General features: G+C 72.7%; 18 protein-coding genes. 12 read left to right on the top strand and 6 right to left on the bottom strand.

Features of this window, described 5'->3' with window-relative positions; translation table 11 throughout:
- The first annotated feature begins 7 nt into the window (after positions 1 to 7).
- The 6 genes from OG494_RS19830 to OG494_RS19805 all read left to right on the top strand — a co-directional run bounded on the left by OG494_RS19830 (position 8) and on the right by OG494_RS19805 (position 8,429).
- On the top strand, positions 8 to 2,638 hold the full coding sequence (locus OG494_RS19830) for a GNAT family N-acetyltransferase (protein WP_328457819.1): 2,631 nt from the start codon (positions 8 to 10) through the stop codon (positions 2,636 to 2,638).
- A 17-nt stretch (positions 2,639 to 2,655) separates the two neighbouring features.
- The gene (locus OG494_RS19825; protein WP_328457817.1) at positions 2,656 to 3,741 is read left to right on the top strand and encodes an acetate/propionate family kinase; all 1,086 of its coding nucleotides are present in this window, start codon (positions 2,656 to 2,658) and stop codon (positions 3,739 to 3,741) included.
- A gap of 3 nt (positions 3,742 to 3,744) precedes the next feature.
- Positions 3,745 to 4,128, top strand: a complete 384-nt coding sequence (locus OG494_RS19820; protein WP_328457815.1) for a hypothetical protein — start codon at positions 3,745 to 3,747, stop codon at positions 4,126 to 4,128.
- Positions 4,125 to 4,853 (top strand): hypothetical protein, encoded by a 729-nt coding sequence (locus OG494_RS19815; RefSeq protein ID WP_328457813.1) that lies wholly within the window; start codon positions 4,125 to 4,127, stop codon positions 4,851 to 4,853. The genes OG494_RS19820 and OG494_RS19815 overlap by 4 nt, the downstream gene beginning before the upstream one ends.
- A gap of 2 nt (positions 4,854 to 4,855) precedes the next feature.
- Positions 4,856 to 7,528 carry a cation-translocating P-type ATPase gene (locus OG494_RS19810; protein ID WP_328457811.1) on the top strand — a complete coding sequence of 891 codons (2,673 nt, stop codon included), beginning with the start codon at positions 4,856 to 4,858 and terminating at the stop codon, positions 7,526 to 7,528.
- A gap of 181 nt (positions 7,529 to 7,709) precedes the next feature.
- Entirely contained in the window at positions 7,710 to 8,429 is a 720-nt protein-coding gene (locus OG494_RS19805) for a G1 family glutamic endopeptidase (protein WP_328457809.1), read from the top strand.
- 97 nt (positions 8,430 to 8,526) lie between these two features.
- Here the strand turns inward: OG494_RS19805 and OG494_RS19800 are convergent, their stop codons facing one another.
- Positions 8,527 to 8,982: a universal stress protein gene (locus OG494_RS19800; protein WP_328457807.1), complete on the bottom strand. Its 456-nt coding sequence runs from the start codon at positions 8,980 to 8,982 to the stop codon at positions 8,527 to 8,529.
- Between the two features lie 667 nt (positions 8,983 to 9,649).
- On the opposite strand from OG494_RS19800, the gene OG494_RS19795 reads away from it, so the two are divergent.
- Entirely contained in the window at positions 9,650 to 10,168 is a 519-nt protein-coding gene (locus OG494_RS19795; RefSeq protein WP_328457805.1) for an MBL fold metallo-hydrolase RNA specificity domain-containing protein, read from the top strand.
- Positions 10,169 to 10,275: 107 nt separating this feature from the next.
- Positions 10,276 to 11,262: an Acg family FMN-binding oxidoreductase gene (locus OG494_RS19790; protein WP_328457803.1), complete on the top strand. Its 987-nt coding sequence runs from the start codon at positions 10,276 to 10,278 to the stop codon at positions 11,260 to 11,262.
- Positions 11,263 to 11,300: 38 nt separating this feature from the next.
- Here the strand turns inward: OG494_RS19790 and OG494_RS19785 are convergent, their stop codons facing one another.
- Positions 11,301 to 11,708 (bottom strand): CBS domain-containing protein, encoded by a 408-nt coding sequence (locus OG494_RS19785; protein WP_328457801.1) that lies wholly within the window; start codon positions 11,706 to 11,708, stop codon positions 11,301 to 11,303.
- Positions 11,709 to 11,918: 210 nt separating this feature from the next.
- Between OG494_RS19785 and OG494_RS19780 the strand changes: the two genes are divergently transcribed.
- From OG494_RS19780 to OG494_RS19770, 3 genes are read left to right on the top strand one after another with little or no spacing between them, the layout of a single operon-like run.
- A complete protein-coding gene (locus OG494_RS19780) occupies positions 11,919 to 12,518 on the top strand; it encodes an Rv1733c family protein (RefSeq protein WP_328457799.1) in 600 nt (199 codons plus the stop codon).
- 22 nt (positions 12,519 to 12,540) lie between these two features.
- Entirely contained in the window at positions 12,541 to 13,056 is a 516-nt protein-coding gene (locus OG494_RS19775; RefSeq protein ID WP_328457797.1) for a universal stress protein, read from the top strand.
- A gap of 11 nt (positions 13,057 to 13,067) precedes the next feature.
- A complete protein-coding gene (locus tag OG494_RS19770; RefSeq protein ID WP_328457796.1) occupies positions 13,068 to 13,760 on the top strand; it encodes a CBS domain-containing protein in 693 nt (230 codons plus the stop codon).
- Between the two features lie 58 nt (positions 13,761 to 13,818).
- Here OG494_RS19770 and OG494_RS19765 read toward each other — a convergent pair whose 3' ends face one another.
- The 4 genes from OG494_RS19765 to gap all read right to left on the bottom strand — a co-directional run bounded on the left by OG494_RS19765 (position 13,819) and on the right by gap (position 17,379).
- A complete protein-coding gene (locus OG494_RS19765; RefSeq protein WP_328457794.1) occupies positions 13,819 to 14,856 on the bottom strand; it encodes a zinc-dependent alcohol dehydrogenase family protein in 1,038 nt (345 codons plus the stop codon).
- Positions 14,857 to 14,929: 73 nt separating this feature from the next.
- Positions 14,930 to 15,523 carry a DoxX family membrane protein gene (locus tag OG494_RS19760; protein ID WP_328457792.1) on the bottom strand — a complete coding sequence of 198 codons (594 nt, stop codon included), beginning with the start codon at positions 15,521 to 15,523 and terminating at the stop codon, positions 14,930 to 14,932.
- 274 nt (positions 15,524 to 15,797) lie between these two features.
- Positions 15,798 to 16,256, bottom strand: a complete 459-nt coding sequence (locus tag OG494_RS19755) for a PLD nuclease N-terminal domain-containing protein (protein ID WP_328457790.1) — start codon at positions 16,254 to 16,256, stop codon at positions 15,798 to 15,800.
- 109 nt (positions 16,257 to 16,365) lie between these two features.
- The gene (gene gap / locus OG494_RS19750; protein WP_328457788.1) at positions 16,366 to 17,379 is read right to left on the bottom strand and encodes a type I glyceraldehyde-3-phosphate dehydrogenase; all 1,014 of its coding nucleotides are present in this window, start codon (positions 17,377 to 17,379) and stop codon (positions 16,366 to 16,368) included.
- A 157-nt stretch (positions 17,380 to 17,536) separates the two neighbouring features.
- On the opposite strand from gap, the gene OG494_RS19745 reads away from it, so the two are divergent.
- Positions 17,537 to 17,785: a hypothetical protein gene (locus tag OG494_RS19745; RefSeq protein ID WP_328457786.1), complete on the top strand. Its 249-nt coding sequence runs from the start codon at positions 17,537 to 17,539 to the stop codon at positions 17,783 to 17,785.
- The last annotated feature ends 2 nt before the right edge of the window (positions 17,786 to 17,787 follow it).

Here is a 17,787-nt window from a genome sequence, read left to right as displayed (position 1 = left end):
AGAAACGATGAGCGTGGAGGCGGGCTCCCGGGCCCTGCTCGCCGACGGTGACGTGGTGCTCGTGCGCCCGTTGCACCCGGCCGACACCGCCGAGGTGCTGAGCCTGCACACCCGGCTCACCCAGCAGGACACCTACTTCCGGTTCTTCGGCGCCCGTCCGTCCATGGTGGACAAACTCGCCGCGGACATGACCGCCGAAACCGACCCCGGCCACTACGCCGTGGGCTGTTACCTGCGCGGCGAGCTCGTCGGCGTGGCGAACTACGAACAGCTGAGCGACACCGCCGACGCCGAAGTCGCGCTGGTCGTCGATGCCTCTTTGCGCACCCAGGGCGTCGCGACCCTGCTGATGGAACACCTCGTCTCCCACGCCCGGAAAACCGGCTTGAAGCGCTTCGTCGCCGAGGTGCTCGCCGAGAACTCCAAGGTGCTCCACGTCTTCGCCGACCTCGGCCTGCGGTTCGAGGCGAGCGTCGGCGGCCCCGAGCGCGACGTCGTGATGGTCCTCGAGGAGGATGCCACCTACCTGGACGCCGTCCTGAAGCGCGACTCCGTCTCCGACGCGGCCAGCCTGGCCCATGTGCTCAAGCCGGCCTCGATCGCTGTGATCGGCGCGGGACGGCGGCCCGGTTCGGTCGGGCACGCCGTCCTGGCCAACCTGGTCGCGTCCGGCTACCCGGGCCCGGTCGAGGTGGTGAACCCGCACGCCGAGGAGATCCTCGGCGTGCCGGCCGTGGCGACTGTCGCGGACTTGAGCCGTACTCCCGAACTCGCTGTGGTCTGCCTGCCCGCGCCCGCCGCCGCGGACGCCGTCGAAGCGTGCGGGAAGCGCGGCGTCCGGGCGATCGTCATCATCTCCTCGGGGCTGACCGGCACCGAGGCCGGGACCCGGGTGCACGCGGCGGTGCGCGACTACGGCATGCGGCTGGTGGGCCCGAACTGCCTGGGGGTCGTCTCCACGGACCCGGACCGGCCCTTCGACCTGACCTTCCTGGGCACGACCGTGCGTCCCGGCAACATCGGCGTGGTGACCCAGTCCGGCGGCGTGGGGATCGCGCTCGCGGAATCCCTCGGCGATCTCGGTCTCGGCATGTCGAGCCTGGTCTCGACCGGCGACAAGTACGACGTCAGCGGCAACGACCTGCTGATGTGGTGGACGGCCGACCGCCGGACCGAAATCGCCGTGCTCTACCTCGAATCGTTCGGCAACCCCCGCAAGTTCAGCCGCGTGGCGCGGCAGCTGGCCCGCACGCGCCCGGTGCTCGCCGTCCGGTCGGGCAGCGGCGACACCGCGCAGCGCGCCGCCGCCTCGCACACCGCCGCCGCGGCGACGCCCGCCGTCACCCGGGACGCGCTGTTCGAGCAGGCCGGGATCATCGCCGTCGACACCGTTGCCGAGCTGGTCGACGTCATCGCCGGGCTGTCCTGGCAGCTGCTGCCGGGTGGCCCGCGGGTGGCCGTGGTCAGCAACGCCGGCGGCGCCGGGGTGCTGGCCGCGGACGCCTGCGAGCGCGAAGGCCTGGTGATGGCGGAGCTGTCCGACGACACCAGGGAGCGCCTCGCGAAGCTGCTGCCGCGCGAAGCCGCCGTGCGGAACCCGGTCGACACGACCGCGGCCGTTCCCGCGGAGGTGTTCGCCGACGCCCTGCGCGCCGTGCTCGCCGACGACGGCGTCGACGCCGTGATCGCGGCGACCGTGCCCACCGCGGTCGGTGACCCGGGCACCGCCCTTGCCACCGTGGTGCCGCCCGAGTACAAGACCGTCTTCGCGGTGCGCCCCGGGCAGCGCGCCCGCGTCGCCCCGCTGGTGCCCGGTACCGGCGTGACCGCGTGTTACGACGACCCGGCCGCGGCCGCCGCCGTGCTGGCCCGGCTCGTCCGCTACGAACAGTGGCTGAACCGGCCCGAAACCGACGATTCCCTTGCGCCGCTGGAAGATCTCGACGCGCTACGAGTGTTCGCCACCGGGCGGGAAGGCTGGTTGTCGCCCGCGGACGCGGTCGAATTGCTTCGCCTGGCCGGCATCCCGATGGTGGAGACCACCTACGTCGAAGCGGGCGACTCGATGGACGCCGCGGCCGCCGACCCGGGCACCCCGGTCGTGCTGAAGGCCGACGCCGACGGGCTGTTGCACAAGTCCGCGGGCGGGGGCGTGCTGCTGGACGTGCGCGGCGCCGACCGCATCCTCGACGCGTTCCGCACCTTCCGGGCCCGCTTCGGCTCCGCCCTGCGCGGGGTCACCGTCCAGCCGATGGCCGAGCCCGGCCGCGAGGTGCTGCTCGGCGTGCGGTCGGACCCGGTGTTCGGGCCGCTGGTCGTGTTCGGCCTCGGCGGTGTCGACACCGACCTGATCGCCGACCACGCCGCCCGCCTCGCCCCGCTCACCGGCGCCGACGCCGATCAGCTGCTCGACGGCCTGCGCGCGTCGAAGGCGCTCTGGTCGGGGCAGCTCGACCGCGCGGCCGTGCGGGAACTGCTGCTGAAGGTCAGCCGGCTCGCCGAGCTGGTGCCCGAGCTCAGCGAGCTGGACCTCAACCCGGTGCGGGTCCGAGCCGATGGCTGCGTGGCGCTCGACGTCCGTGCCCGGTTCGAACGGCCCGTCGCCACCGACCCGTTCCTGCGTCACTTGCGGGACTGAAGCACCGGAGGAAAGCCGTGCGTGTGCTGACCCTGAACCCGGGTTCGTCGAGCATGAAGGTCTCGCTGATCGCCGACGGCGTCGCCGTCGGCTGGACCGCCTGGGACCTGGCCGACCCCGGCGCGGTCGCCCAGGCGATCCGCCGGTGGTCCGACGTGGACGTCGTCGCGGTCCGCTTCGTGCACGGCGGATCGCAGAAGGTCCCGGCCGTGGTCGACGACGCGCTGCTCGCGAACCTCGAACGGCTCACGTCCCTCGCGCCCAACCACCAGCCGCTGTCGCTGGAGGTGACGCGGGAGGTGCGCCGGCTGCTGCCGGACATCCCGGTGGTGGCCTGCTTCGACACGGCGTTCCACGCCGACATGCCCGAAGCCGCGTCGCGGTATCCGCTGCCGCGGTCGTGGACCGTGCAGAAGCGCTTGCGCCGCTACGGTTTCCACGGCCTGTCGTGCCAGTACGCCTTGCACCGCACCGCCGAGCTGCTCGGCCGGGCGCCCGACGAGCTGCAGCTGGTCTGCGCGCACGTCGGGGCCGGGGTGTCGGTGACGGCGATCCGCGACGGCCACGGCGTCGACACCAGCATGGGCTTCACACCGCTGGAGGGCGCCATGATGGCGACCCGGTCCGGCTCGGTCGACCCGGGCCTGCTGCTGCACGTGATGCAGACCGCGCCGATGAGCCCGGCCGAGATGGCCGACGCCCTGTTCCACCGCTCCGGACTGGCCGGGATGAGCGGCACCAACGGCGACCTGCGCAGCGTGCTGGCCGCGGCGGCCCACGGGAAACGCGACGCCGAAGTCGCCCTGGACGTCTACCGGCACCGGCTCCGCCGCGAGATCGGCGCCGCCGCGACGAGCCTGTCGAAGCTGGACGCCGTGGTGTTCACCGGCGGCGTCGCCGAGTACCAGCCGGAGGTGATCACGTCGGTCCTCGACGGGCTGGGCGTGCTCGGGCTGCGCGCCGGCGGCGTCCCGCACACCGACGTCGACCGGATCGTCACCGCGGCGGACTCGCCGGTGCCCGCCCTGATCGTCCGGCCCCGGGAAGACCTCGAACTCGCGAGTGGCGCCGAAGAAGCGCTCGCCCGACTGGCCGTGAGGTGAGCCATGCACGTCCTCCTGACCGAAGCTTCGTTCGGAGACGCCGATTTCCTCGTCCAGCCCCTGCGCGACACCGGCTGCCTGGTCAGCCGGTGCCACAGCCGCGCCGGGCTCTGCCGGGCCCTCGCGCCGGGCTGCTGCTGCCCGCTCGACGAGTCCTTCGCCCAGCCGGACATGGTCGTCGACGTCCGCGGCCGGGGCCGGGAGCTGACCGCTCGCGAGTACGGTGTGGTCTGCGCGATCCGTGACCACGTGCCGATCGCGCTGGTCTCGCCGGACCCTGACGTGAAGGCGGAGATCCCGGACGGGCTCGAAAACCGGGTCACCGTGATCGACGTCGAGGGGTTGCTCGCCACCTGCCGGGCCGCCTCGAGACACGTCGGCCGATGACCTCCGTGGGGTTCCGCTGGGAACGGTCGTCGAGAGCCGTGCTCGCCGACGCGCTGATGCGGCTGGGCCCGAACCGCTGCGTCGCCGAGGTCCGGCCGGACGCGGTCCTGCTGACCGAGCCGCCCGCCCGGCGCGAACGGGCGGGGACGGCCGCCCTCCTCGAATGCGGTGCTGCCCTTTCGACGATCTGGACCGTCCTGCGGGTGCTGGGCCTCGAGCCGGAGGTGTCCTTCCCACAGGACCCGGACCGGCCCGACGTCGCGGCCGTCGTCCGGGTCGGTGACGCGCACAGCGCGTCGGACAGCGAATGGGCGCGGTACGACGCGCTGCGCAAGATCGGTGAGCCCGGCCACGGCGTGAAGCTGCAGCCGGTCAGCCTCGCCGTCCTGGGCACGCTGGCCGCGGACGACTTCTGGCCGGACACGGCCGTGCGGATCGTCCGCCCGGACTGGGCGCCGACGCTCGCGCACCTCGGCGCCGACGTCACCGGGCACTCGTCGTTGCTGGTCACCACGCCCGGCGACAACCGCCGGCACCACATCCTGGCCGGCGCCGCACTGCACTCGACCCGGCTCGCCGCGGCCACCCGCGGTTTCTCCTCCCGGGTGCTGCCGATCTGGGCGCCCGCGGAGCGGGCCCGGTACGCCGCGGAGGCGTTGCTGCCCGGCGTCCCGCAAGCCGTGCTCCTGGCCGGCCTCGCCACCCCGAAGCGAAGGAACTCCTGACGATGACCACGCACCTGCGAGCGAAGCCCGAGGCCGACGCGGCCCCGGAGGTCGACGCGCGCGAGCCCGTCGCCCTGCTGCTGCGGGACCTGCGCACCGGCGTCACCGGCCTGAGCGCCCGCGAAGCCGCTCGCCGTCTCCAGGTGAGCGGTCCCAACGCGCTGCCGTCCCACCGCGGGGCGACCTGGCCGCTGGCCCTGCTGCGGCAGCTGATCCACCCGCTCGCGCTGTTGCTGTGGGTCGCGGCCGGGCTCGCCTGGTTCGCCGGGACGACCAACCTCGCGATCGCCATCGTCGGCGTCATCCTGCTCAACGGCGTGCTGGCGTTCGTCCAGGAGCAGCAGGCGGAGAAGGCCGTCGAAGCGCTCGGCCGCTACCTGCCCGACCGTGCCTCGGTGCTGCGCGACGGCAGCGTGTGCCACGTCCCCGCGACCGAGGTCGTGCCGGGCGACGTGCTGGTGCTCGCCGAGGGTGACCGTGTCCCGGCCGACGCCCGGCTGGTGGAGGGCACCCTCGACGTCGACGCCTCGATGCTGACGGGGGAGTCGGCGCCGGTGACGCGGATGGCCGACGTCCCCGACGACGCTTCCCGGCCACTCGAGTCACCCGTGCTCGTGTTCAGCGGCACGGTGTGCGTCGCCGGCGCCGCGCACGCGGTCGTGCACGCCACCGGGCGGCACACCGAGATCGGCCGGATCGCGTCGCTGTCGGCCCGGGTGGGCCGGGAGGAGAGCCCGCTGGAGCGGCAGGTGCGGCGCGTCGCGTGGCTGATCGCCGGGGTCGCCGTCGTGGTCGGCATCGGGTTCCTGCCGCTGGGCTGGCTCGCCGGGCTGTCGTGGTCGGCCGCGTTCGTGTTCGCGATCGGCCTGCTCGTGGCGAACGTCCCCGAGGGGCTGCTGCCGACGATCACCCTGGCGCTGGCCGCCGGGGTGCGGTCGATGGCCAAGGAAGGCGCGCTCGTCAAGCGGCTCTCGGCGGTGGAGACACTGGGCTCGACGACGGTGATCTGCACCGACAAGACCGGGACCCTGACCCGCAACGCGATGCACGTCGAGGAGGTCCGGGACGGGCTGGGCTCTCCCGCGGACGACGCGCGCGTGCTGGCCGCGTCGCTCGCCCGGTGCAGCACCGCGGATCTCTCTTCGGAGAGCGGCGATCCGACCGAGCTGGCGTTGCTGGGCTACGCGGCCGGCCACGGCGCCGCGCTCGACCCTCCCGCCCGGGAGACCGGGCGGAGAACCCTGTACTCGTTCGACCCCCGGCTCAAACGGATGTCCACTGTGGACTCCGTCGGTGGATCCCTGTTCGTGGCCACCAAGGGCGCGCCCGAACAGGTCCTACCGCGGTGCGAGTCGGTGCTGGACGCGTCCGGCGCCGAGGTCCCGCTGACGCCCGCGCTGCGGGAGCGGCTCGTCGAGCGCGTCGACGAGATGGCGGGCCGGGCCCTGCGGGTGCTGGCTGTCGCCCGCCGCGGCGTGTCCGCGGTGCCCGGGAGCCGCGAGGAAGCCGAGTCGGATCTGTGCCTGCTGGGTCTGGTGGGGCTCGTCGACCCGCCACGTCCCGAGGTCGCCGCCGCCGTCGCGAACTGCCATTCGGCGGGGATCACCGTCCACGTCGTGACCGGCGACAACGGCCGGACCGCGGCGGAGATCGCCCGCCGCGTCGGGATCGGCGCCGACCGCGTGATCAGCGGCGACGAGCTGGCCCGGATGCCGGAACCGGCCCTCGACGAGGCGCTCAAAGCCGGCGGCGAGATCGTGTTCGCCCGCGCGGCACCGGAGGACAAGCTGCGCATCGCCGACGCGCTGCGCGACTGCGGCGAGGTCGTGGCGATGACCGGCGACGGCGTCAACGACGCGCCGGCCCTGCGCCGGGCCGACATCGGCGTGGCGATGGGCGTCGGCGGCACGGACGTCGCGAAGGAAGCGGCGACCGTGGTGCTCACCGACGACAACTTCGCGACGATCGTCGCCGGCGTGCGCGAGGGGCGGCGGGTCTTCGACAACGTCCGCAAGTTCGTGCTCTACATCTTCGCGCACGCGGTGCCGGAAGTGCTGCCGTTCCTGCTGTTCGCGGTGTCCGGCGGGATGATCCCGCTGCCGCTGACGGTGCTGCAGATCCTGGCCATCGACCTCGGCACGGAGACGCTGCCGGCGCTGGCGCTGGGCCGCGAACCGGCGGAGCCCGGCCTGATGGCCCGCGGCCCGCGTCGCCGGTCGGAGGGCGTGGTCACGGGCCGGATGCTGCTGCGCGCGTGGGGGATCATGGGCCTGCTGTCGGGGATCCTGGTGCTGGGCGCGTTCTTCGCGGTGCTGTACGCGGCGGGCTGGCACGCGGGCGCGGACGTCACGGCGGGAGCGCCCTTGCACCACGCCTACCTCCAGGCGACGACGGCGAGCTTCGCGGCGATCGTGTTCTGCCAGATCGGTACGGCGTTCGCGTCCCGCACCGAGCGCGTCTCGCTGCGAGCGGTGGGCTTGACGACAAACCGTCTGCTGCTGGGGGGAATCGCGTTCGAGCTGGTCTTCGCGGCGGCATTGATCTACTTGCCGCCGCTGCAGGACATGTTCGGCACGGCCGCGTTGCCGGCCTGGGTGATCGCGCTGATGCTGCCGATGCCGGTGTTGGTGTGGGGCGCGGACGAACTGTTCCGCCGGGCCACCCGCCGGGGCTGAAACGCAGGACGCCGGGGCCGGGGCGTGAGTGTTCAGGAGCAGCCGCCGGGGCAGCCCCTGCCGCATGCTTGGCCCCGGTCGGCGGTGACGGCGGCACTGTCGACGGATTGTCGACGGCCGGTATCACGATGGTCCCCTCACCAGAGGCGCCGAGAGGCGGAAACCCAGGGGAGAGGGTCCGATGTCCAGCAAAGTCCTGCGTGCTTTCGCGGTCGTGGCGGTCGCCGCGGCCGGTGTCGCGTTCGCCGTGGCTCCGGCCGCCGGAGGTGTCGCGAACGCCGCCTTCGCGCACGCCCACAACGCGTCCACGTCCACGAACTGGTCCGGGTACGCGCTCACCGGGACCTACACCGCCATGACCGGGCACTGGACCGTGCCGACGGTCTCCGGTTCCGGAAACCACTACTCGTCGCAGTGGGTCGGTATCGACGGGTTCGCCAATGCGAACCTGCTGCAAACCGGTACCGCGGCCTACGTCGAGAACGGCAGGGCGACCTACCACGCTTGGTGGGAGATCCTCCCGGCCGCCGAATCCCGGCTTCCGCTGACGATCCACGGCGGCGACGCGATGACCGCCACGCTGACCAAGAGCCACACCAGCACCGCCTGGCGCATCACGCTCACCGACGACACCACCGGCGAAGCCTTCCGCGGCGCCCTCGACTACGCCGGCCCGGACGCGTCGGTGGAGTGGATCGAGGAAACGCCCACGGTCAACGGTGCCGTGGGCCCGCCGCCGCCGTTCACGACGTTCAGCTTCACCGGCGCCACGGCCAACGGCGCCAACCCCGGCCTCACCGCGAACGACAAGATCACGCTGGTGCAGAACGGCGTCACCTACTCGACGCCCTCCGATCCCTCCGGCGGCAACTCGTTCTCGGTCTCCTACACCGGGCCGTGACACGCCGGCCCGCGGCCAGTGATGTGGTCCGGTTGTCGAGGTGACCGGACCACATCCGCCCTGACCTCTTGAACACCCACGACCGGCCCCGGCGGACTCAGACCGAGGCGAGACGGTTCGCCGCCTCCGGGGTGATGACCACCACCGGGCAGCGGGAAAACCTGACGCACTCCCGTCCGACGCTCCCCAGCACCAGGTCCGACACCGCGCCGCCGCGGTGGGTGCCCAGCACCACCAGGTCGGCGTCCGCAGACGCCGTCACCAGTTCCGTCGCCGGGTCGCCGTGGACCGTGCGGGTCTCCACCGTGGCCTCGGACGTCACACCCAGGCCGGCGACGTGGTCCTCCAGGGAAAAGTCGCGCGACGGGACGCGGCCGTGCGGCTGGATCGTGAACGACGCTCCCGGCAGCAGCGCGTCGCGGGGGCGGACGAGGATCGCGCGGACGACGTCGCCGGCGTGCGCGCCCACCTCCAGGGCCCACCTCAGGGCCGCGTCGCCCCGGGGCGAGGCGTCCGTGCCGACGACGAGGACACGACCTGTGGGCGCAACCATGGCTTCCTTCTTTCTCTTGAACGTTCCCCCGATCGTGCGACCGACGGCCGGGCATCGGTAGGGGACGAATTCCGCCGGAGCAAGGGACTTTGTGCTCCGGTGCCACGCCCGGGGACATGGCGACCATGGCTGGAGCGGAGCGCCCGACTCCGCGCCCGGGAGTGACCGCGATGACCGCCACCGCACCGGCAGCACTGACGTCCGAGCAGATCGGCGCGCTCGCCCGCGCCGTGAGCCGCGCGCCTTCGGTGCACAACAGCCAGCCGTGGCAGCTGCTCGTCCGCGGGACCGAGGTGGATCTGCTCGAGCGCCGGGACGTCGCGCTGCGCCGGCACGATCCGTTCGGCCGGGACCGGCTGCTGTCCTGCGGCGCCGCGCTCACCAACCTCGCGGTCTCCGCGCGGGACTTCGCGCTGTATCACGCGATCGGCCGCCGCCGCAGTCACCGGCACGCCTTCTTCCCCGGCCGCGTGCCGCCGGCGTCCGCGCCGCGCTGGTCGCGGCCGGGAGACGACCGGCGTGCACGTGGTGGCGCCCGCGCATCTGGCCAAGCTCGCCGGGCTGCTCGGCTTCGCCACCCGCGTGCTCCGCGAAGACCGCGGCTACCAGCGGGAGCCGGCGGTGTGGACGGCCCACACGAGCGTGACCGGCGACGGCGTCCCCGAAGATGGACGGCCCGGCCGGGCTGCAGGCCGTTGCCGCTTACGAACAGGCCGGGCCCCGGTCCCTGCGCCTGCCCGAGGACCTCTTCGTCCACCCGCGGCGGGACGACGCCGGCTGGTGGGACGACGGCCCGTCGATCGTCCTGGCCGGGCCCGAGACGGCCGGGCCGGGACGGGCGCTGGACCACCTCGCCCGGCTCCTGCCCGACGCGCGCAACGCCGTCGTCGTGGCCGGGCAGCGGCTGCCCGGCACGTGGTCGGCGGAGCTCGCGGACGGGCAACGGCACTTGAAGATCCGCGGCCGGTACGTGCCGGTACGCGCCGAGATCACCCGCTTCGCGGACTTCGGCGAGTACGCGGACGAGGCCGCGGTCCGGGACTGGGCCACCGCCGGGGCCCCGCCCGAGACCGTGTTCCTCGTCGAGGGCGAGCCCGACACGGCCCTCGTGACGGCGAAGGCGTTGCACGCCGAGGCGGGCTGGTGCGCGGTCGTGCCCGCCGACGGCGAGCGTGTGCTGCTCTGACCGAGGGTCTTTGGTCACCCCGGCTCGTGACGCGCGACCGTCGTCCCGGCGCCGGTCGCGCGGTGATGCTGAAGGGGATCGTCACCCTCCAGAGCCCGGAGCCACCGATGAGCCGACCCCTTCCGACCGTGTTCGACCAGGCCCTCGCCGCGGCCGTGCGCGCGCCGTCCCCGCACAACACCCAGCCGTGGCGGTTCGTCGTGGAAGGGGACGTGATCGAGGTCTGGCTGGACCGTGGGCGCGTCCTGCCGATCGCCGACGCGCACGGGCGGGAAGCCCGGCTGGCGTGCGGCGCGGCCGCGTTCAACCTCGTCATCAGCCTGCGGTCCAACGGCCTCGCGGTGGTGGTGCGGATGCTGCCCGACCCGGCCGAGCCGGACCTGGTGGCCGTCATCCGCCTCGACGGCAACCAGAAGGCCCTCCGGGCCGAACGCCAGCTCGCGGAGGCGGTGTTCCGGCGGCACACCAACCGGCGCCCGTTCCTGGACAAGGACGTGCCGCCCGTGGTGCGCGCCGCGCTGAAGTCCGCGGCACTGCAGGAGGGCGGGCAGGTCGAGTACCTCGACGCGTCGGGCCGGTACTCGACGGTGGCGTCGCTGGTCCGGCAGGCCGAGGCGCTGCAGGCCGGTGACTCGGCGTTCCAGGCGGAGGCGGCGTTCTGGACCCACCGCCCGCCGGAGAGCCCCGACGGGGTGCCGAAGGTGGCGGCCGGCCCGCCCCCGGACCACCACGGCGTGGTCACGTTGCGCGCCTCGCACGAAGACGAAGACCTGCCGGTTCGCGAATACGAGCAGGAACCGCTTCTCGCCGCGGTGCTCACCCGCGACCGGGGGCCGCACGCGGAGGTCCGCGCCGGGATGGCGATGCAGCGGGTGCTGCTCACCGCGACGGCCGAGGGCCTCGCCGCGTCGTTCCTGTCGCAGCCGTTCGAGACGCCGTGGACCCGTGAGTCCCTGGACCACATCTTCACGGGCCTGGGGCAGCCGCACACGTTGCTGCGCATCGGCTACGGCTACCCGACGAGGCTGACGGCCCGGCGCGCGGTCACCGACGTGCTGACCCACCGCACCGCACCGGACGTCACGGCGAACTGACCGGCCGGGTCCGCGGACCCGGCCGGCCGCGGCGGACGTCAGCCCGGTTCGGTGTCGCCCAGACTCCGGAGCGCGTCCTGGAAGGTGACCATGCCGACCACCCGGCCCTCCACCAGCACGGGCAGCGACCGCACGCCCGCGCCGGCCATCCGGCGGGCGAGCGCGGCCACCTCGGCGTCGGGGTGCGCCCCGACACCCGGCGTGCGCATCGCCGCGCCGGCCGTGCGCACCTGCCGGTCGAGCAGCACACCGCTGTCCGGGTCGGCCGGGCCGCGGGTCGCGCACAGGATGTCCACTTCGGACAGCAGGCCGAGCAGCCTGCCGTCGCCGTCGATGACCGGCAGCGTCGTGAACCCGCGTCCCGCCATCACTTCGGCGGCTTCTTCGAGGGTCGCCGAGGGCGTTACGGCGACGGTGCGGGTGGTCATGATGTCGCGGGCGCGCATGGTGTTCTCCTGTCCGGTCGCGGAACTCCGACGATGCGGCCCGGACGCCGCGCGGGGACAGGGTCCTAAGTCCTCACCCGGCCATCGGAGGGCCTCGTGATCGGGGCGTACCGGTCCCCGCGCTCCGGGGTCCTACGCCTCTTCGAGCGGACACCGCGAAAGCCGATCCTGGAAACCGGCAACGTTCCCCGGTCCCGAAAGGCGAAAGTCATGGACACGTCGTCGAACCGCATCGCGAGGATGTGGCACACCGTCCTGCCCCGCCGCGGTTCGGTGGCGCGCCCCTCGGACCGGGTCCAGGGCGCCCTGCTGGCCGTCGCCGTCATGCTGGCGCTCGCCGTGCTGCCTTTCGCCGCCAGTTTCGGTTCGGAAACCTACGTGCGGCAGCAACAGCAGTCCGCCGAGCAGCTCCGGACCCGCACCCAGGTCGTCGCGACGCTGCTCGCCGACGGGCCGGCGCTCAAGGCGAACACGCGCAGCGGCGTCGCCGGCAGCGGCGAGCCGGCGGACGCGACCTGGACGCTCGCCGACGGCACCTCCCGCGCCGGCAAGGTCGTCGCCGACCAGGGCGCGGTGAAAGGCGACCGGCTTCCCGTCTGGGTGGACGGGAACGGGAACCCGAGCCGGCCGCCGCTGACCGGCGCCGCGGTCGTCATCGAGGCGGTCGTGAGCGCGCTCGGCCTGTGGCTCGGCGCCGCCGGCCTGCTCGCCCTGGCCTGCTACCTGACCGCGCGCACCCTCGACCGCTTCCGCCTCGCCCGCTGGCAGCAGGAGTGGTTCCAGGAACAAGACCGCAAGACCCACTCGTGAAAATGAGGAGAAGGTGATCACCATGACCACGGAACGCGGACGCGACATCGTCGTCGGCGTCGACCATTCGGCGGTCAGCGTCGCCGCCCTGCGCTGGGCGGTCGACGAGGCCGCCACGAGCGGCCGCCGGGTCGTCGCGCTGCGGGCGTGGACGTTCGAGCCGGTCTACGACCTCGGCGCGGCCGTCGCGGGCACACCGCAGGCGGCCGAAGGGATCCAGCGGCGCGAACTCGACGACGTCATCGCGCAGGTGAAGCGGGACAAGCCGCAGGTGGAGATCGAGGGCCGGCTGGTCGAGCACTCGCCGACGGTCGCGCTCGAGGACGCCTCGCGGACCGCCGCGATGATCGTGCTCGGCAGCCACGGCCGCGGCCGCCTGCTGACCATGCTCGTCGGCTCGGTCGCCGAGCACTGCCTGCGCGAGGCGAGCTGCCCGGTCGTCGTCATCCCGGCGCGCACCGTCCCGGAGCCCGAGAAGGCCCACGAGAAGGTCCCCGCTGACCTGGAAGGCACCTACTACCCGGGACCGCTGCTGTGAAGGAGATCCAGATGCCGAGCCGTCGCAAGGTGGGCGGGGTCATGAAGGCCGACGTCCTCACCGTCGCCCCGGACACCCCGTTCAAGGCCATCGCCGTCCAGCTGGCGTCGTGGAACATCAGCGGGGCACCGGTGGTCGACGAAGACCGGCGCGTGCTCGGCGTGGTGTCCCAGGGTGACCTGCTGCAGCACGAGGCCCCGCACGGTCGGCTGGCTTCCCGGCAGGCCAAGCACAAGGCGGACGCGGTGTTCGCCGCCGACCTGATGACCGCGCCCGCGGTCGTCGTGCACGCCGGCGACGACGTCGTCGTGGCCGCCAAACTGCTGGAGGAGCACCACTTCCACCGCCTGCCCGTGGTCGACGGAGACGGCGTGCTCGTCGGCGTCGTGTCGCGGTCCGACCTGCTCCGGGTGTTCCTGCGCACCGACCGGGAGATCCAGGACGAGGTCCGTGACGAGGTCATCCTGCGGGAGATGGCCATGGATCCGGCTTCGCTCTACGTCGCCGTGTACAACGGCATCGTGACGCTCAACGGCGCCGTCGAGCGGGAATCCATGATCCCGGTGCTCGTGGCCCTGATCCGCCGGGTCGACGGCGTCGTCGAGGTGCGCCAGACCCTCACCGCCCGCCTCGACGACCGCGGGATCTCCCCGGTCCCGCCGGGGCAGGTGGGCGTGCTGAGCAAGCACAAGCCGCACAACTGAAACCCGGTAAGAAGAAGCGGCCACTGTCCGATCCGGACAGTGGCCGCTTCGTCGTCGCTCAGGAGCGGAACAGGGCGACCTTCAGGGCGTTGCTGTCCTGCGGGTGGGCGAAGACGTCGTAGGCCTCGTCCATCTCGTCGAGGCCGAACCGGTGGGTGATGAACCGGCTCGTGTCCAGCCGCCCGGCGGCGAGCATCCGCAGCAGCATCGGTGTGCTGGACGTGTCCACCAGGCCGGTGGTGATCGTGACGTTGCGGATCCACAGGTCCTCGAGGTGCAGTGTCGCCGGCGCGCCGTGCACACCGACGTTGGCGACGTGCCCGCCCGGCCGGACAAGTTCTGTGCACAGCTCGAAGGTCTCCGGGATGCCGACCGCCTCGATCACGACGTCCGCGCCGAGGCCGCCAGTGGCCTCGGTGACCGCGGTGGCGGCTTCGCCGGGCTGGACGAGCACGTCCGCGCCGAACGACTTCGCGGCGTCCAGGCGGGCGGGTTCCTTGTCCACCACGATGATCGAGCTCGGGCTGAACAGCTGCGCGGTGGTGATCGCGGCCAGCCCGATCGGCCCGGCCCCGACGATCGCGACGGTGTCGCCCGGCTTGACCGTGCCGTTGCGCACACCGACCTCGAACGACGTCGGCATGATGTCGGCCAGCATCAGCGCCGACTCGTCGCTCACCCCGGCCGGCAGCACGTAGGTCGAGGTGTCGGCGAACGGGATCCGCGCGAACTCGGCCTGCACGCCGTCGATCCGGTGGCCGAGGATCCAGCCGCCGCCACCGAGGCACTGGCCGTAGGCCGCGACGCGGCAGTACTCACACCGGCCGCAGGCGCTGATGCACGAGACCAGCACCCGGTCGCCGGGCTTCACGGTGGTCACGGCGGAACCGGCTTCGACGATCGTGCCGACCGCCTCGTGGCCGAGGATCCGGCCGCGGTCCACGGTGGGCACGTCACCCTTGAGAATGTGCAGGTCGGTGCCGCAGATGGTGACGGCGTCGATCCGGACGACCGCGTCGGTCGGCGCGGTGATTCCGGGGTCGGCGTGGTCGGTCCAGCTGCGCCGGCCGGGACCGTCGTAGACGAGTGCCTTCATCGGTTTCTCCTCGAGTTGTTTCGGACAGCGCGAAAGGCGCCCGCCGGTTGGCGGGCGCCCAGGGACGCGGGGATCAGCGCAGCCACTTGCGGTCGCCGGTGAGCTCGGCCCACCTGCGGCCGAGGCCCCAGGTGTGTCCGCCGGCCGCGGCGGCCACCAGGATGAGGATCAGCGCGTAGATGATGTGGTAGTCGATGATCGGGTTGGTGGAGTGCGTCGCCTCGCCGGTGCTCATGCTCTGGGCGAACGGCCATTCGGCGGCCCACATCATCAGCATCATGAGCGAGCCGGCGATGGCGCTGAGGCGCAGCCCGACCCCGGCGATCACGGCGATGCCGACGGCGCCCAGGCCGAGCATGAACAGCGTGTCGGCCCACCAGGTGCCGGCCCAGGCGTGGAACATCGACTCGAACGGGCCGACGTGCACGCTGCTCAGGAAGCCCTTGGTGGGGGAGCCGCCGCTGATCCAGGCGCCCTTCGACGGGGTCGCGTAACCCAGTCCGAACAGCTTGTCGAGGAACGCCCACAGGAACACGAACCCGGTGACGATCCGCAGGACGGCCAGGATCTTTCCGGCGACCGGGGACCCGGCGACGAAATCGGGGATCGGCGCCGGTTCGGTGGACCGCTGGACGGGACCGGTGTTCTCTTGCGGCTTGATGGACATGGGAACCTCCGTTCTTTCGGTGATGGGCTCAGTCTGTGCCGGTGCCGCAACGGTTTCTGGGGCCGAAGGTCCCCGGCCGGAAGGTCCTTGGGCGCCCGTTCACGGGACCGGGCGGAAAGTCACCCCACCGGAGACGGGCGCTCGCGGGGCCGCGGCGTGGACGGCGGTCCGCTGGGCGCGCGTGCCGCCGTGTCGCTGCGGTTCAGGCGTGGTGCGCGCCTCGGAAGAACTGCCGGTGGCCTACTGCGCACGCCGGCAGGAGCTTCGAAGAGCGTTACGAACCGGCCGGGGCGCGCGGGCCCGACTCCGAAGGCGTGCTCCGCCCGGAAAAGCCGGGCAGTCGACGGTCACCCGCGGAGAGCACGGTTGCCCAGAACCGCCCGCACACCAACAAAGGCGAGCCGCCGCCGAAGGGCCGGTGGTCCGCCGGCGTCGACGGCACCCCGGCGAGCGCGGACGCGATCGCGGTGGCGTCCGGCGAGGTGTCCTGCCCGCTTTGCCCGGCGTCGGTCGCGCGCGGCGGCACGCGGCCGGCGGTGAAGTAGGCGATCGGGCCGGCGAAGTTCACCGCGATCACCAAGGACCACAACCACTTCGGCCCGCAGACCTGATCGGCGGGCCGTCGGCTCAAGTCCCACCACGCACTCGCGGCGAGCGCGACCTGGACGGTACCCGCGACGGCGATCGCGGCGCGTCGCGACGACGGCACGTCACGCCATTCGCGGCGGGTCATGTGCGCTCCTCCTCCCGCGGGAGCCTCCCGGCGGTTCGCTTCGCCGTGCTGAGGCACGAGTGCCCGCCGGGCTCGGTCACCGGCGGGCACCCGAGGCACGGGCTCCCGGTCACGTCAGGGAACGACCGATCAGCTCGACGAGCTCGACCGTGCGGGCGGCGTAGCCCCATTCGTTGTCGTACCAGCCGAAGACCTTCGCCAGGTGCGAGTCGGCCTTCGTCAGGGGCGCGTCGAACACGCACGACGCGGGGTCCCCGATGATGTCGCGGGAGACCAGGGGACCTTCGCTGTAGCGCAGGATTCCCTTGAGATCCCCGTCGGCCGCCTCGGCGAACGCGTGGTTGACCTGCTCGGCCGTCACCGGGCGCTCCAGCTCCACCGTGAGGTCGGTCAAGGAGCCGTCCTCGACCGGAACGCGGACGGCGACCCCGTCGAGCTTGCCCGCGAGCTCCGGCAGCACCAGCCCGATCGCCTTCGCCGCGCCGGTGCTGGTGGGCACCACGTTGACCGCGGCGGACCGGGCGCGGCGCGGGTCCTTGTGCGGCCGGTCGAGCAGCGCCTGGTCGCCGGTGTAGCTGTGGATCGTGGTGAGCATGCCGCGGCGGATACCGAACGTCGCGTGCAGCACCTTCACCATCGGCGCGACGCAGTTGGTGGTGCACGAGGCGTTCGAGACGATGTGGTGCTTCGCGGGGTCGTAGGTGTCCTCGTTGACCCCGAGCACGATCGTCGCGTCGACGCCCTTGCCGGGCGCGGAGATCACGACCTTCCTGGCGCCCGCGGCCAGGTGCGCGCCGGCGGCCTCGCGGGTGCGGAACTTGCCGGTCGACTCGACCACGACGTCGACGCCGTACTCACCCCAGGGCAGCTCGGCGGGGTCGGTCTGCGCGGTGACCTGGATCAGATGGTCGCCCACTCGCAGCGCCTCGCCGTCGACGACGTCGACCGGGGTGTGCAGCCTGCCGTAAGTCGAGTCGAACGCCAGCAGGTGCGCGAGCATCTCCGGCGAGGTGATGTCGTTGACCGCGACCACTTCGATCGGGCTGTCCGGCGTCTGGAGGATGTGCCGGAGGATGTCCCGCCCGATCCTGCCGAAGCCGTTGATCCCGAGCCGTACCGTCATGGGTTTCTCCCTGTCTTGTCCGTTCCTCCGATGGTTCGCGTCGCGAGCTCGCGGTCATAGGGACCAAGTGCCTCGCGGCTCGGGCACAACGCCAGGTCCCCCACACGGCCCGGAGGTGTTTCCTGGAAACCGAGGGAAACCGCCGGAAGGACCACCGATGACAGGACTCACCGTGCGCAGTTCGGCGCCGGACGGCGACCCCGCCGACACCCTGACCGGACTGAAGGTGGTGCAGCTGCGGAGCCTGGTGGAACCCGGCGTGGACAAGAACACGACCGCGGAGTTCCCCGCTCCGTTGATGAGCACCATCGGTGAGCTCGGCTCCTTCCTGGCCCGCGAGGCGGCCGCCGCCGTCCCCGTGGTGAAGCCGGCGGCCAACGGCGAAGCCGTCGCGAAGCGGACCTGACG

This window comes from Amycolatopsis sp. NBC_00438, from assembly GCF_036026695.1.
GTDB lineage: Bacteria > Actinomycetota > Actinomycetes > Mycobacteriales > Pseudonocardiaceae > Amycolatopsis.
The sequence above is the reverse complement of the archived record's forward strand: the minus strand, read 5'-3'. Positions and strand labels throughout refer to the sequence as shown.

What these genes read in the sequence shown, in the direction of transcription:
- OG494_RS19830 (WP_328457819.1), top strand. Translation starts at nt 8, where the DNA reads ATGAGCGTGGAGGCGGGCTCCCGGGCCCTGCTCGCCGACGGTGACGTG.
- OG494_RS19820 (WP_328457815.1), top strand. Translation starts at nt 3,745, where the DNA reads ATGCACGTCCTCCTGACCGAAGCTTCGTTCGGAGACGCCGATTTCCTC.
- OG494_RS19815 (WP_328457813.1), top strand. Translation starts at nt 4,125, where the DNA reads ATGACCTCCGTGGGGTTCCGCTGGGAACGGTCGTCGAGAGCCGTGCTC.
- OG494_RS19810 (WP_328457811.1), top strand. Translation starts at nt 4,856, where the DNA reads ATGACCACGCACCTGCGAGCGAAGCCCGAGGCCGACGCGGCCCCGGAG.
- OG494_RS19805 (WP_328457809.1), top strand. Translation starts at nt 7,710, where the DNA reads ATGTCCAGCAAAGTCCTGCGTGCTTTCGCGGTCGTGGCGGTCGCCGCG.
- OG494_RS19800 (WP_328457807.1), bottom strand. Translation starts at nt 8,982, where the DNA reads ATGGTTGCGCCCACAGGTCGTGTCCTCGTCGTCGGCACGGACGCCTCG.
- OG494_RS19795 (WP_328457805.1), top strand. Translation starts at nt 9,650, where the DNA reads ATGGACGGCCCGGCCGGGCTGCAGGCCGTTGCCGCTTACGAACAGGCC.
- OG494_RS19790 (WP_328457803.1), top strand. Translation starts at nt 10,276, where the DNA reads ATGAGCCGACCCCTTCCGACCGTGTTCGACCAGGCCCTCGCCGCGGCC.
- OG494_RS19785 (WP_328457801.1), bottom strand. Translation starts at nt 11,708, where the DNA reads ATGCGCGCCCGCGACATCATGACCACCCGCACCGTCGCCGTAACGCCC.
- OG494_RS19780 (WP_328457799.1), top strand. Translation starts at nt 11,919, where the DNA reads ATGGACACGTCGTCGAACCGCATCGCGAGGATGTGGCACACCGTCCTG.
- OG494_RS19775 (WP_328457797.1), top strand. Translation starts at nt 12,541, where the DNA reads ATGACCACGGAACGCGGACGCGACATCGTCGTCGGCGTCGACCATTCG.
- OG494_RS19770 (WP_328457796.1), top strand. Translation starts at nt 13,068, where the DNA reads ATGCCGAGCCGTCGCAAGGTGGGCGGGGTCATGAAGGCCGACGTCCTC.
- OG494_RS19765 (WP_328457794.1), bottom strand. Translation starts at nt 14,856, where the DNA reads ATGAAGGCACTCGTCTACGACGGTCCCGGCCGGCGCAGCTGGACCGAC.
- OG494_RS19760 (WP_328457792.1), bottom strand. Translation starts at nt 15,523, where the DNA reads ATGTCCATCAAGCCGCAAGAGAACACCGGTCCCGTCCAGCGGTCCACC.
- OG494_RS19755 (WP_328457790.1), bottom strand. Translation starts at nt 16,256, where the DNA reads ATGACCCGCCGCGAATGGCGTGACGTGCCGTCGTCGCGACGCGCCGCG.
- gap (WP_328457788.1), bottom strand. Translation starts at nt 17,379, where the DNA reads ATGACGGTACGGCTCGGGATCAACGGCTTCGGCAGGATCGGGCGGGAC.
- OG494_RS19745 (WP_328457786.1), top strand. Translation starts at nt 17,537, where the DNA reads ATGACAGGACTCACCGTGCGCAGTTCGGCGCCGGACGGCGACCCCGCC.